The following is a 13,564-nucleotide window of genomic DNA, read 5'->3' on the forward strand; positions in this document are numbered from 1 at the left end:
GACGGGAGGGATAAACATGTTGGAAAAGCTGCAAAGTGCCGCGCCAGAGGATACGGCTTATTTTTATTCCGCTTCTGCCGCAGAGGAGATCGAACGTGGCTGCATCGGCCACCTGCGCGGCGATTTTGGGCGGTCGGGCGAGGAGTTCTGGGTAACCTGGTTTCCCCGGCGCTCTCCCTTTGAAACGACTGCTTTTAAAGAAGAATTGGGTAAGGTCTTTCAAGCTATCGGCGATCAGAAGGTGCTGAAAAGCCGCCAGCATATGTTACGATTTTGCAGCGAGCATCCGGAGGCGCGCATCGGCGGTGCTAGGAGCACGGATGTGTACGGGTTTTGCATGCAAACGCAGGATCACCGCTACTATTTGCGCTGCTTTCCCTTTGCCGGGGATTACAACTTTTACTTGTACTGTTATGCCCGGCCGGAGCGCTTGGTGGAGCAGCAACAGCAAGCGCCTTCCACGCCTGCCGCACAGAAGAAAAAAAAGGAAACGCAACGATAGGAGGACGCAATGAACGATCTCACTCGTTATCGGCTGCTGGACGGAGCCTCGCTTCCGCTTGCGGCCAAGCTGGTGTACTGCTATTTACCGGATTTGGCGGGAGGAAAAAACAGCCTCGTGTGGCTTTCCTCCCGTCGGCTTGTGGCAGATATCGGACTTTCCCCTTCTATGTGTGTCGCAACCTAGAGCGAACACCTACCAGCCGGGAGGAAAAGAATATGCTGGAAAGACTGCAAACGGCCGTGTCGGAGGACGCGGCCTATTTTTATTCCGCTTCGATAAAGAAGGATACGGAACGGGGTTGCATCGGGCACCTGCGCGGTTATTTTGGCAGCAGCGGCGAGACATTCTGGGCAAACTGGTTCGAGCATTTGCCAGCGCTAAAAACGCCGGCTTTCCGGGCGGAACTGGATGCGGTTGTGCGGGCATTGACGAAGCAGGGATGGCTTCAAAGCCGCAGCCAGATGCACCGTTTTTGCCTGTCGCATCCGGAGGCCCGATTATCGGGGGCGTGGCATTCCGGCGTATACGGCTTTTGTTTTCAAACCGCACACCATCGGTACTACCTGCGTTGTTTCCCGCATGCGGGAGACTACAATTTCTATCTGTACTGCTACATCCGGCCGGAGCGTTTGTCGGAACGGTCGCCGGAGCGTTAGCGTCTGCTGAGGAGGAAGCCTATGAACGATCTCATGCGGTATAAACTGCTGGCCGAAGCGTTGGTCCCTCATGCAGCAAAGCTATTGTACAGCTACCTGATGGACCGCGCGGGCGGGCGGCATGGCTGCGTCTTGTTGTCCGGCAAAAGCTGGCTTCGGAGGTGGGTCTCTCTCCTTCCACTGTCCGCCGAAATCTGCATCGACTGCAACTTATTGGACTCATTCGGATTACGGCTCGTTATTCCGAGGAAGGCATTCGCCTGACCAATCAAATCACGTTTCGGTAAGGGAGGTGCTCTCATGACAGCCAAGTTGCAGCGCATCGTCGAACTGGCTGCCAGCACGGCTCGCACGGTGACGAATCAGCCTGACCGCTGGGCGGATTTTTTGCGGACGGCGGCCTGGAACTATAAATATCCGTTTCAGGATCAACTGTTAATCTACGCACAACGTCCGGACGCAACGGCCTGCGCGCCGATTGAGGTGTGGAACAAGCGGCTGGATCGCTGGGTGAAACGCGGCGCAAAAGGGATTGCCCTGATTGAAGACCGAGGCAACCACCTGGGCCTGCGCCATGTGTTTGACGTATCGGATACCCAGAGCAGACGCCAGCCGCAGGTGTCGCTTTGGCGGTTGCAGGACAGCGACACGGCTCATGTGATCGAAACGCTGGAAAATGCGTTCGGCGCGCCGGACGAGATTGAACCACGTGCGGATCTGCCTGCTGCGCTCCTTGCTGCTGCGCGGAATGCCGTGGATGACAACAGCGCCGATTATGTGGCGGAGTTGATGAAAGAGCGGGAGAACAGTTTGCTTGAGGACCTGGACGTTCCGCATGTGGAATTGTTGTTCAAACAAGCGGCTGAAAAAGCCGTCGCTTATATGGCCTTAACCCGCTGCGAGTTGAATCCCGAACTTTACATTAGCACCGAGGATTTGTCTGCCATTGGTTATTTCAATACGCTTCCAGCATTATCCCATTTGGGCGCAGCGATCAGCGATGTGTCCGAGATGATGCTGCGGGAAGTGGAATCGACCGTCCGGGCGCTGCGCCGGGATGCACAACGTGCAAATGAGGGGCAATCGTTTCATACCCTTGCAAGACCCGATTCCTTGCCGCACAATGAAGCTACTCGACAAGAAAGGAAGGATGAACATGGAACTGACGTACACGCCGCAAGGGGATTATCTGCTGCCCAACCTGACGCTGAGCGAAGCGGAGACGACCATTGGGAAGTACGGGATGATGCGCAAGACGTTTCTGAAAACCGAGCGGAAGGGCATGTACGCCCATCTGATGTTGTCGGAGCAGTTGAACCGGCATCTGGCGGACATCGACCGGACGGCGCGGGAGCAGATCGACCGGACGATGCAGGAGATGCTCGCTTCTTACCCGGCCCCGGACAAGGCGAGCGACCCGCTGGCCTGGACGGGACATATGAACAACCTGAAGCAGCAGGCGGAGGAACTGATTCTCGCGGAACTGATTTATCATTAAAATGGTACGACCGGGAAACGGAGGACCGAAGTCTTCCGTTTTTTCACGACCATGCCATCATCAATGACATGCTCCGAGCCGCGCCGCTGCGGGAGAGCAAGTCGGACATCACAGCATTTTTCCTTGCTCACGAGGATGAGCGCGAGCGCATGTTGTATGTGCGCGGTTTGTTTCCGGCAGGCATCACCGAACTGACGCTGGATGAAGGGGTGCAGGCCGGATTTGAGCCGTACAGCAATGTGCTTCATCTTTGGACAGGTACAGCGGAGCAAAGAACGGCGCAAAGCTTTTACGATTGGGGCGTCATCGCCGGGCATATCGCCAGCATGATGCTGTTAAACGAATTTGACTTGTCGCGAAAGTCAGAACCATCCGTCCAGCAGCAGACGCTGTGGATGGAACAAGCGGAGGACGCAAAAGCCTCCGCTTTTTTCATGCCGCAAGCGGTCATTGACGCCATTTTGCAAAACGGCAGCGGTTTTGAGAACGGCAAGTTTCGCATTGCGCTGCATTTCCAGCAGTCGCTGTCCGCACAGGAGAACGCCGATTTCCTGAAACGGGAATACGGGACCGGCGGGCGTCTTCCCGCGCTGATCGGCACGGATATTCACATGAATTATGACAGCAAAGGCATCACGCTGACCCGGGGCTCGATCATGAACCCGGATACGCAGGTGGTGCTGCCGTGGATGAACGTGCAGAAACGTATCGGCGAACTGCTGGCAGCGGGACGTTACTTGAACCGGCAGGAAGCCGAGCGGTTGCCCGCTTTTGCAGAGGAACAGGAGGAAAAGCGGCGGCTGCAAGCGGCGGAAATGGCCAGGCCCGATGTGCCGCAGCCGGATGCATCGTCGGGGCTTTTCCGACCAGACGCACAAGCGGAATCGGAACACAAGCCGGTGAATCGGGAACGGGCGCGCTACGGTTATGCCGAAGGCAGCACGGTCTGGATTGGTGCGGACGAATATGAAATTGTGCAACTGGAGCAACGAACAGTGGTGCTGCAAGACCGTCAGTTCCCGCTCTTCATCAAAGCATTGAATCGCCGGGATTTTGAGCGGATGCTGCGCGAAAACCCGCTGAACGATCATCTGATTACTGGAGAGCAGGAGCCGGAACGGTCTGACGAAGCGGCCTGGGAAACAGCGGAAGATGCGGTTTCACCGGAAGATGCGGTTTCACCGGAAGAGCCGGTGACGGAGGGGCGAGAGCCCATATCGCAGCCAGACACTTCCCTTTCCCCTGATCCTGTGGCCGGCCGCACCGCGCCAGCCCGCCCGTCTGTCCCGGCTATCAACTACCGGATTACGGATGATGAGCTGGGGCATGGCGGCGCAAAAACGAAGTTCAAATGGAACATGGAAGCGATTCGGCTGCTGAACAAGCTGGAGCAGGAGCAGCGGCAAGCGACAGCGGACGAGCAGGCGGTGCTGGCCCGCTATGTCGGATGGGGCGGCATTCCGCAGGCATTTGACGAAGCGAACACGCAGTGGGCAGCCGAATATGCGGAACTGAAAAATGTGCTGGAGCCGGATGAATATGCGTCCGCTCGCGCGTCAACGCTGAATGCCCATTATACGTCAGTGACCGTCATCAAGGCGATGTACGACTGTCTGGAATCGATGGGCTTTCGCAGCGGCAATATTTTGGAGCCGTCCTGCGGCATCGGCAATTTCTTTGGTCTGGTGCCGGAGTCGTTCCAAGGCTCGCGGCTGTTTGGCGTGGAACTGGACAGCATTACCGGCCGTATTGCCAGGCAGCTATACCCGCAGGCGTCGATAGCGGTCAGCGGCTACGAACAGACGAATTTGCCGGACAGCTTCTTTGATCTCGCCATTGGGAACGTGCCGTTTGGCGGTTATGGCGTGGCGGATAAACGTTACGACAAGCACAAGTTTCTCATCCATGATTACTTTTTCGCCAAGACATTGGACAAAGTGCGTCCGGGCGGCATTATCGCCTTTATTACGTCCAAAGGAACGATGGACAAACAAAACCCTGCGGTACGCAAATATATTGCGGAACGCGCCGAATTGCTCGGAGCGGTGCGCCTGTCGAGTAATGCGTTTTTAGCCAATGCCGGAACCGAAGTGACCGCTGACATTATCTTTTTGCAGAAACGGGATCGCATGGTCGCCGTCAGCGAGCAAACCGAAGCATGGCTATCCCTTTCCGAGACAGCGGACGGTGTTCCGGTGAATCGCTATTTCGCAGAACATCCCGATATGGTGCTGGGCACCATGGTTTTTGACGACCGGATGTACGGCAATCGTCAGGAAACGTCCTGCAAGCCATTTCCGGACGCCAAACTGGATGAACTGCTGCGCGAGGCGTTGTCCAACATCCATGCCGAATGGGTGGAACTCGAACGGGAAGACCAGCCGGAGGAAGAAGAACCTTCCCTCCCCGCCGATCCGTCTGTCCGCAATTTCAGCTTTGCGCTGGTGGATGGACAAATCTACTATCGGGAGAACAGCCGGATGCGGCGCGTGGACACTTCTGCGACGGCGTCAGGCCGCATCAAGGGAATGATTCAACTGCGGGACACCGTGCGCGAGCTGATCGAGTATCAAACCGAAGACTACAGCGATGAGATGATAGAGCAGCAACAGCGCAAGCTGAATGCGCAGTATGACCGGTTTACGGCGCAATACGGCCTGATCAACAGCCGCGCCAACAGCCTTGCTTTTTCGGATGACAGTTCTTACTTTCTTCTTTGCTCGCTGGAAATCATCGACGAGGAAGGGCGGCTGCTGCGCAAGGCGGATATGTTCACCAAACGCACTATCCGGCAGCGCATCCGCGTGGAACAGGTGGATACCGCTTCGGAGGCGCTCGCCGTTTCCATCGGCGCAAAAGCCCGTGTCGATCTGCCGTATATGGCGGAGCTAACCGGCTTGACGGAAGAACAATTGATAAAAGAGCTGCGCGGCGTCATCTTTCCCAATCCCGAAAATCTGGACGAGGAAGGCAAGCCGATCTACTTAACGGCGGATGCATACTTGTCCGGCCATGTGCGGGAGAAGCTGCGTGTGGCCAGACAGTTTGCCGCATACGATGCTGAACGTTACGGCGAAAACGTCAAAGCGCTTGAAGCGGTGCAGCCGAAAGATCTGGATGCTTCCGAAATTGATGTTCGCTTGGGCGCAACCTGGCTGCCGCCGGAAGACATTCGGCAATTTCTGTTTGAGCTGGTGGACACGCCGCCGATGTATCAGAGCTATATCAAGGTGATGTATTCCGAATATACGGCTGCCTGGAACGTCAAAGGCAAAAGCGATGACCGCAGCAACAATATCAAGGCGAACGTCACGTACGGCACAAACCGCGTCAATGCGTACAAAATTCTCGAAGATACGCTGAATTTGCGGGACGTGCGCGTATTTGACACCGTGTATGAGGATGGCGTGGAAAAGCGTGTGCTGAACAAGCAGGAAACGGCCATCGCCCAGCAAAAGCAGGAGATGATGAAAGAAGCGTTCCGCGACTGGATATGGAAAGACCCGCAGCGGCGCGAACGGCTGACAAGGCTGTACAATGACCGGTTCAATGCCATCCGTCCTCGCGAATACGACGGCAGTCATATCCGATTCACCGGGATGAACCCGGAAATCCGGCTGCGCCAGCACCAGGTCAATGCGGTTGCCCGGGCGCTGTACGGCGGCAACTCCCTTTTCGCTCATTGTGTCGGCGCAGGAAAAACTTTCGCCATGACCGCCGCGGCGATGGAGAGCAAGCATCTTGGGCTGTGCAACAAGAGTATGCTGGTCGTTCCGAACCATCTGACCGAACAGTGGGCGGCGGAGTTTTTGCAGCTGTATCCGTCGGCGAATATTCTGGTGGCGACCAAGAAGGACTTTGAAACGAAAAACCGCAAAACGTTTTGTGCGCGGATTGCCACCGGCGATTATGATGCGATCATCATCGGCCATTCGCAGTTTGAGAAAATTCCGATTTCGACGGAGCGTCAGCGGCAGCAACTGTACGAACAGATTTCGGAAATTACAAGCGGCATCCGGGAACTCAAGGAAGCCAGAGGCGAGCGGTATGCGATCAAACAGCTTGAAAAAACGAAAAAGACGCTGCAAGCCAAGCTGGAGAAGCTGAACGACACCAGCCGGAAGGATGATGTCGTTACCTTCGAGGAATTGGGCGTAGACCGGCTATTCGTGGACGAAGCCGATTCGTACAAAAACCTGTTTCTTTATACGAAAATGCGCAATGTGGCCGGACTGTCGCAAACCGAAGCGCAGAAGTCGTCGGACATGTTTGCCAAATGCCGCTATCTGGACGAACTGACCGGAGGCCGGGGCATCATCTTTGCGACGGGTACGCCGATCTCCAACTCCATCACCGAGATGTATACGATGCAGCGCTACTTGCAATACGATCGGCTCAAGCGGCAGGGATTGCAACATTTTGACGCATGGGCTTCGACATTTGGTGAAACCGTCACCGCGATAGAGCTTGCGCCGGAAGGAACGGGCTATCGGGCGAAAACCCGGTTTGCCCGTTTTTACAATTTGCCGGAACTGATGAATATGTTCAAGGAAGTGGCCGATATCCAGACGGCGGACATGCTCCAGCTTCCCGTTCCGAAAGCCCATTTCCACAATGTTGCCGTGCCGCCAAGCGACTTTCAGCGCGACATGGTCGCAGATCTTGCCCGCCGCGCCGAGCGGGTGCGGGCGAAGGAAGTGGAGCCGCACGAGGACAACATGCTGACGATCACCAATGACGGACGCAAACTCGCACTCGATCAGCGGCTGGCGAATCCCCTGCTTCCCGACGACGAAGGCAGCAAAGTCAGCGCTTGCGCGGACAATGTTTACCGGTATTGGGAAGAACATCAGGAGCAGCGGTTGACCCAGTTGGTGTTCTGCGATCTATCCATCCCCAAACAGGATGGCTCCTTCAACGTCTACGACGAGCTGCGGCGCAAGCTGATGGAGAAAGGTGTTCCTGCCGAGGAAATCGCCTATATTCACGATGCCAATACCGAGGTCAAGAAAAAGGAACTGTTCGCCAAAGTACGCAGCGGACAGGTTCGGATACTGCTCGGATCGACATTCAAAATGGGCGCGGGCACGAACGTGCAAACGAAGCTGATTGCCCTTCACGACCTCGACTGCCCTTGGCGTCCGCGCGACCTGGAGCAGCGCAGCGGGCGCATAATCCGGCAAGGCAACCAGAACAGCGAAGTGCATATTTTTCGCTATGTGACGGAGAACACGTTCGACGCGTACCTTTATCAAACGCTGGAGAACAAGCAGCGCTTCATTTCGCAGATCATGACCAGCAAGTCGCCGGTGCGTTCCGCCGAGGATATCGACGAGACGGCCCTCTCCTATGCCGAGGTGAAGGCGCTGGCGACCGGCAACCCGTACATCAAGGAGAAAATGGACCTGGACATCCAGGTATCCAAATTGAAGCTGCTCAAAGCCAATCATTTGAGCCAGCGCTACGCACTGGAGGACCGGCTGCTCAGAATGCTGCCGCAGCAAATCAGGTCCACGGAGGAACGGATTGCCGGCTATGAACAGGACGCGGCTTTGTATACACGTTCTCTGGCATCCGAGGCGGATGGGGCAGATAAATTCCCCGGCATGACGGTCAAAGATTACACCTACTCGGAAAGGGCGGCAGCGGGCGCGGCTTTGCTGGATGCTTGCAAAGGAATGATATCGTCCGATCCGCAGGAATTCGGCAGCTACCGGGGATTTTCCTTGTGGCTGTCCTTTGACAGTTTCCATAAGGAATACAAGGTCACGTTGCGCGGCGCACTGGGTCATACGGTGACGCTCGGAGCGGATGCAGGCGGCAACATTAGCCGCATCAACAACGCCTTGTCCGACTTGCCTGCGAAGCTGGAATATGCCCGCGAGCAGCTTGCCACCTTGCGTCTGCAAATGGAAACGGCGAAAGAACAAATCGCGGCTCCTTTCGAGAAGGAGCAGGAGCTGCAAACGAAAGCGGCGCGTCTTGCGGAATTGAATGCCCTGCTGAATATGGACAAACGGGAAAACGAAGCCGTGGACAGCGTGCCGGACGAAGAATTAGAAGCACCGGAACGGCGGGCTGTGGGCCGTGAGCGATAACGGTCTGGTATCGCGCTTTACATCCAAGGCCATGCCGATGTTTCGCATATTTGCGCACAATTGGCGTGTTGTAACCTGCCGATGTCCCGGCGAAGTATTTCATCTTCCAGGACGAAAATGATATACTAAAAAGGAAAGGAATGGGGTGGTTTTCCGATGCATGACTTGCTTGATCCCCGCGTGGATATTGTTTTCAAACGCATTTTTGGCAGCGAACATAATCGGGATGTGCTGCTCGCTTTTTTGAACAGCACATTTCGCGAGGCGGGCGAGACGCCGCTGACGGAGATTGTCCTGCTGAATCCGTATACGGAGGCGGACGGCCTCGACGACAAGCAGTCGATTATGGATATTAAGGCCAAGACGGCGAAGGGCGAACTGCTGAATATTGAGATGCAGCTGTTTAACCCGTATCATATGGAGAAGCGAACCCTGTTCTATTGGGCCGAGATGTACTATCATCAGATTCCGAAGGGCAGCAACTACAATGCGTTAAAAAAATGCGTGACGATCAACATTTTGAATTATTCCTGCCTGCCCAATGATCGTTACCACAGCGTGTTTTATTTGCGGGAAGATCATACCGGGATTGCGCTTCTGGATGACATCGAGATTCATGTGATGGAACTGTCAAAGCTGGATCAGCATTCGATTCCGCTTGATCGAGGCGGGTTGGTCAACTGGTTGCTGTTTTTGAGAGGCGTGGACAAATCGAATTGGGAGGTGCTTACGATGAATGAACCGATGCTGAAAAAAGCGATGGATACGCTGGAATTTTTAAGTCAGGATGCCGCGGCGAGAATGGCTTACGACGCCCGGATGAAAGCGCTCAGCGACGAAAAGTCGCGCATTGAAGGGGCAAGGGCAGAGGCTAAGGCAGAGGCAAATGCGGAAACTGCGGCTAGGCTCCTTGCCATGGGAATCGATATCCAAACCATTGCTAAAGCAACAGGACTGTCGGTTGAGGAGATTAAAGCATTAACCCCTCTTCAATAGTTCAGAAAATTGAAAGGTGCTTGCGATGAATGAGCCGAAGCTGAAAAAAGCGATAGACACGCTGGAATTTTTAAGGCAGGATGCCGCAGCGAAGATGGCTCATATCGAACATGTTTATGGCAGCCACTCCCTTTGGAGTTGGCTGCTTTTGCTTATTTTCTAATCCCAATTAGTGGCGTATCTATGCCTTTCAGCTAAAAACCGGAACTAATGATCTACAGGCGGAGGGAACGAAGATGAACGCTTTCTCGGATAAATTTGCATTGACCAGGCAACAGAGCGTGTTTCTGGCCAAAAAGAAATGGGATGAAAATATATATTGCGGCATGAAGATGGAGAACCGAAACATCACCTTTCCGCAGACGCAAACGATTTTGAACGGTGTGAACGTACCCGGTGTTACCTTGGACGACATTCAGGCCGTACTGAATATGCGGGATGCCTGACGCTACCTGGTTACTACCATTGACGAGCCGACAACGCTGACATACATTTGCAAATTGAACGAATATGTGGCGAGAAACGAAGCGTTGGAATGGGGCGTTTTGCGAACGGGAAGAATCGGCATTCCCGGAACGGATGATGTGCCCCCTCTCACCGTAAGCGGTGAAATCGAGCAGGAATTTGCCGTGCTTTTGTCTGCGGATATGACGAATACCGAGAGGGCGATTACCGCTTTTCTGTGGGGCGCGCGGCGGCAGATGTTTTGGGACGGCAACAAGCGGACTTCACTTTTACTGGCCAACAAGCTGCTATTGGAAAAGGGAAACGGTATGCTGACCATTACAGAGAAAAACATGGAGAAGTTTAACGAACTGTTGACAGCGTACGACAACACGAATGATATGCGCGCCATCAAGGTCTTCCTTTACGAGCATGCCATCGACGGCATCGAGTTTAAAGAAATGGAAAAAAGTGAACCGGACAGGGATCGGTAAGTCATCGCAATATCGGTAGGAAAGCTTGCCTTGCTTCATCGCGAGACAGGCTTTTTTGTTGTTTAGGAAATTTTTACGATGCGTAGTATTTCACAGGTCGAAGATAAGCCCACCTGATAAGATTATAAATCTCATGACGAAATGGACTCCGGTTTTGGGGTCCTTTTCTCATTTCCGGAGGAATGAACATGTTGTATGCCATCCCAAGCGGCGGATGCTTTTGTCCGATTCTACCGCCTTTTTGTTACGGAACCGGCTTGATCGAGGAGGGAGAAACCGTGCCATCGTTGGAGTTGATATCCAAAGAGAAAAACGGATTTGGCGACACGTATTATTACATCCGCGACTCAAACGGGGTGACCAGTCAAGTTCATGAAGGCGATTTAGACGCATTCATGAAAAAGAAAGGCGTTACGAAATTGAAGGAAGGCAGAGCTTATACGTACCCCAAAAAGAGGGGTAAGGCACGATGAACAATATACCCATCGGACGCTGCTTGGATTTCCAAAAGGAGCTGCGGCAATGAGCTATGTAAGCAAGGAACAGATCGAACGTGCCAAAAAACTGGATTTGCTCACATATTTGCATATGCACGAGCCTGCGGAACTGGTACGCTGCTCCCGCAATGTCTACACCACCCGAACACATGACAGCTTGAAAATTTCCAACGGCAAATGGTACTGGTGGTCAAGGGGGATCGGCGGGCGCTCGGCGCTGGATTACCTGATCAAAGTGCGGGGCATGTCTTTTCCCGATGCGGTGCTGCAAATTGAAGGCGTTCATCCAGACAGCGCACCTGCATTTTCGCAATCTTTGCAACAACGCTCTTTTCCAGCGCGGTTTGAGCTTCCCGAACCGAATCATACATCGCATCGCGTCGTGACCTATCTCAGCAAACGAGGCATCCACCGTTCGGTGATCGACTACTGTCTCGAAACGGGGCGCTTGTATGAAAGCCGACGCTATCACAACGCGGTATTCGTCGGATTTGACCAGGAAGGGACGCCGCGCTATGCGGCGATACGCGGTACGACAAGCACCCGTTATATGGGGGAAGCTGCTGGCAGCGACAAGCGGTATTCGTTTTCCATTCCGGCCTCGGAAAACAGTACGGAACTGCATCTGTTTGAGAGCGCCATTGATCTTTTATCCTACTGCGCGCTGGAACATCTCGTTGGCCGGAATTGGCGGCAGGCGCATAAGCTTTCATTAGCCGGAATATACAGGCCCAGGACAAATGGGGAGGACTCTACTCCCCCGTCTGCCCTAACGCATTACTTGAAGTGCTTTCCCCAAGTAAATCGACTTGTCCTGCACCTGGATAATGATGAGCCGGGGCGATTGGCGGCAGCCACGATACAGAGGCTCCTCTCCCCCGCCCTTCTCATATCCGATGAGCCGCCTAAGTTCGGAAAGGATGTAAACAACGAATTGATGGAATTCCGAAGAAGATGCGGTGAACCATCCCGATAGCGGTAGACGCTGAACGGTCGATGTCTTTTCTTTCTGGGTTACGGAAAATTTTCGCAGCATGTGGATAAGATGTGAATAGATTGAGGATAAGCGCAACCGCATTGATTGTATAGCATGTAATAGGTATAATAAAATCAATATACAGCTATGCAAGGGGTGACCAAGATGATTATCAAGCCTTCCGCCAGTATCCGGCAAAACTATAATGAAATTGCCGATCTATGCAAATCGTCCGGGGAACCGGTGTATCTGACCAAGAACGGTGAAGGCGATCTCGTCGTGATGGACATCGAGACGTTCTCCCGTCGCGAGAAGATGTTAAAGCTGCGCGAAGAACTGCTCGCTGTGCAAGAGGATCGTTTGGCGGGCCGTGCTGGTGTGACGCCGGATGAACTGGACGATTACCTGGAGGGCATTATTGACGAGGTTCAGCATGGAAAAGATGCCCCGATATAAGATCGTCGTTTCCGATCGCGCCCGCCAAATGCTGGCGGTTCATGTGCGATTTCTTGCGGAGAAAAGTCCGGATGCGGCGCGGAAAACGAAAAACGAATTGCTGCATGCGATACGTTCCTTAGCGAGTATGCCGGAACGTTATCCTTTTCTCGAAGCGGAATTTATCCCGTCAAACAAGTACCACAAGATGTTTGTGGAAAAATGGGTTCTGGTGTTGTATCAGATTCAGGATGAAATCGTGTATGTCGATTTCATTGTAGACTGCCGCCAGGATTACCGCTGGTTGGTGCGATAACAAAAAAGTATTGCGGAAGACGCCCGAGTGGATCGGCGTCTTTTTGTGTTTTTGGGGTCCTCTCTTGTTCCCGGCAGGTGGTTTGATGGCGACGCGAGACGAATGTCTCGTGTTGCAGCAAGCACTGAATTTGGATATCCAAATTCGCTTGTTAGGAGCCTGCGCCCCTAAGACCCCTCATCGCGATGTTAACGATTCGATGAGCGGATGGTTTACAGATCGCTTGTTTATCGCGGCGGTAAGCTTCTTCGAATAGTTGATTTTGAAAGGGGGTTGTTCGTTGAGAAAACGTTCGATCTCATTTCTGCTTCGTTTAAGTGAAAGCGAACATGCTCGCCTAATGAATGAAGTGAAACAAACAGGTCTTTCTCGGGAAGCGTACATCCGGGCGCTCATCAATGGGTATATACCGAAACCGCTGCCGCCGCCGGATTATTATGCGATGATGCGCGAGCTTCACGCCATTGGCAACAATCTCAATCAACTGGCGGCGAAAGCGCATTCGACAGGTCATCTGGATCGGGCCACTTTTCAACAGGAGGCCGATCAGTTGCGCCGCGCCGTCCAACAAATTCAACAGGTCGTGACTGCGCCGGAACGAAGAACCGAGCAAGCGACTCCAAATGTGCATCCGCCGTAAAGGGGGCGT

Annotated in this window: 17 protein-coding genes; 16 read left to right on the plus strand and 1 reads right to left on the minus strand. The window is 53.8% G+C overall.

What is annotated here, in order from left to right; translation table 11 throughout:
* Positions 1–16 precede the first annotated feature (16 nt).
* The 4 genes from ACFO8Q_RS22380 to ACFO8Q_RS22395 are packed head-to-tail and all read left to right on the plus strand — an operon-like array spanning position 17 to position 1,425.
* On the plus strand, positions 17–502 hold the full coding sequence (locus ACFO8Q_RS22380; protein ID WP_380029284.1) for a hypothetical protein: 486 nt from the start codon (positions 17–19) through the stop codon (positions 500–502).
* A gap of 9 nt (positions 503–511) precedes the next feature.
* Entirely contained in the window at positions 512–688 is a 177-nt protein-coding gene (locus ACFO8Q_RS22385; protein WP_380029286.1) for a hypothetical protein, read from the plus strand.
* Positions 689–720: 32 nt separating this feature from the next.
* Positions 721–1,161 carry a hypothetical protein gene (locus ACFO8Q_RS22390; protein ID WP_380029288.1) on the plus strand — a complete coding sequence of 147 codons (441 nt, stop codon included), beginning with the start codon at positions 721–723 and terminating at the stop codon, positions 1,159–1,161.
* Positions 1,162–1,182: 21 nt separating this feature from the next.
* Positions 1,183–1,425, plus strand: a complete 243-nt coding sequence (locus ACFO8Q_RS22395) for a hypothetical protein (RefSeq protein ID WP_380029290.1) — start codon at positions 1,183–1,185, stop codon at positions 1,423–1,425.
* A 171-nt stretch (positions 1,426–1,596) separates the two neighbouring features.
* Here the strand turns inward: ACFO8Q_RS22395 and ACFO8Q_RS22400 are convergent, their stop codons facing one another.
* Complete coding sequence (locus ACFO8Q_RS22400) at positions 1,597–2,019, minus strand: hypothetical protein (RefSeq protein ID WP_380029292.1); 423 nt, start codon at positions 2,017–2,019, stop codon at positions 1,597–1,599.
* 298 nt (positions 2,020–2,317) lie between these two features.
* Here ACFO8Q_RS22400 and ACFO8Q_RS22405 point away from each other — a divergent pair, with 298 nt between their 5' ends.
* From ACFO8Q_RS22405 to ACFO8Q_RS22460, 12 genes are all read left to right on the plus strand, one after another.
* Positions 2,318–2,659 carry a TnpV protein gene (locus tag ACFO8Q_RS22405; RefSeq protein WP_274364792.1) on the plus strand — a complete coding sequence of 114 codons (342 nt, stop codon included), beginning with the start codon at positions 2,318–2,320 and terminating at the stop codon, positions 2,657–2,659.
* Positions 2,660–6,258: 3,599 nt separating this feature from the next.
* On the plus strand, positions 6,259–8,757 hold the full coding sequence (locus ACFO8Q_RS22410; protein ID WP_380029460.1) for a helicase-related protein: 2,499 nt from the start codon (positions 6,259–6,261) through the stop codon (positions 8,755–8,757).
* Between the two features lie 156 nt (positions 8,758–8,913).
* Complete coding sequence (locus tag ACFO8Q_RS22415) at positions 8,914–9,753, plus strand: Rpn family recombination-promoting nuclease/putative transposase (protein WP_380029294.1); 840 nt, start codon at positions 8,914–8,916, stop codon at positions 9,751–9,753.
* A gap of 25 nt (positions 9,754–9,778) precedes the next feature.
* Positions 9,779–9,916, plus strand: coding sequence for a hypothetical protein (locus ACFO8Q_RS22420; RefSeq protein ID WP_380029296.1), 138 nt, complete (start codon positions 9,779–9,781; stop codon positions 9,914–9,916).
* Between the two features lie 73 nt (positions 9,917–9,989).
* Positions 9,990–10,199 carry a cytidine/deoxycytidylate deaminase family protein gene (locus tag ACFO8Q_RS22425; RefSeq protein WP_380029298.1) on the plus strand — a complete coding sequence of 70 codons (210 nt, stop codon included), beginning with the start codon at positions 9,990–9,992 and terminating at the stop codon, positions 10,197–10,199.
* Positions 10,200–10,283: 84 nt separating this feature from the next.
* Positions 10,284–10,691, plus strand: coding sequence for a hypothetical protein (locus tag ACFO8Q_RS22430; protein ID WP_380029300.1), 408 nt, complete (start codon positions 10,284–10,286; stop codon positions 10,689–10,691).
* 188 nt (positions 10,692–10,879) lie between these two features.
* Positions 10,880–11,164 (plus strand): hypothetical protein, encoded by a 285-nt coding sequence (locus ACFO8Q_RS22435; protein ID WP_380029302.1) that lies wholly within the window; start codon positions 10,880–10,882, stop codon positions 11,162–11,164.
* Positions 11,165–11,213: 49 nt separating this feature from the next.
* Positions 11,214–12,164 carry a DUF3991 domain-containing protein gene (locus ACFO8Q_RS22440; protein WP_380029304.1) on the plus strand — a complete coding sequence of 317 codons (951 nt, stop codon included), beginning with the start codon at positions 11,214–11,216 and terminating at the stop codon, positions 12,162–12,164.
* Positions 12,165–12,329: 165 nt separating this feature from the next.
* A complete protein-coding gene (locus tag ACFO8Q_RS22445) occupies positions 12,330–12,620 on the plus strand; it encodes a type II toxin-antitoxin system Phd/YefM family antitoxin (protein ID WP_380029306.1) in 291 nt (96 codons plus the stop codon).
* On the plus strand, positions 12,598–12,915 hold the full coding sequence (locus ACFO8Q_RS22450; protein ID WP_380029308.1) for a type II toxin-antitoxin system RelE/ParE family toxin: 318 nt from the start codon (positions 12,598–12,600) through the stop codon (positions 12,913–12,915). The genes ACFO8Q_RS22445 and ACFO8Q_RS22450 overlap by 23 nt, the downstream gene beginning before the upstream one ends.
* A gap of 85 nt (positions 12,916–13,000) precedes the next feature.
* Complete coding sequence (locus tag ACFO8Q_RS22455) at positions 13,001–13,171, plus strand: hypothetical protein (protein ID WP_380029311.1); 171 nt, start codon at positions 13,001–13,003, stop codon at positions 13,169–13,171.
* A 24-nt stretch (positions 13,172–13,195) separates the two neighbouring features.
* Entirely contained in the window at positions 13,196–13,555 is a 360-nt protein-coding gene (locus ACFO8Q_RS22460) for a plasmid mobilization protein (protein WP_380029314.1), read from the plus strand.
* Positions 13,556–13,564 lie beyond the last annotated feature (9 nt).

The organism is Effusibacillus consociatus (assembly GCF_042652925.1).
GTDB lineage: Bacteria > Bacillota > Bacilli > Tumebacillales > Effusibacillaceae > Effusibacillus > Effusibacillus consociatus.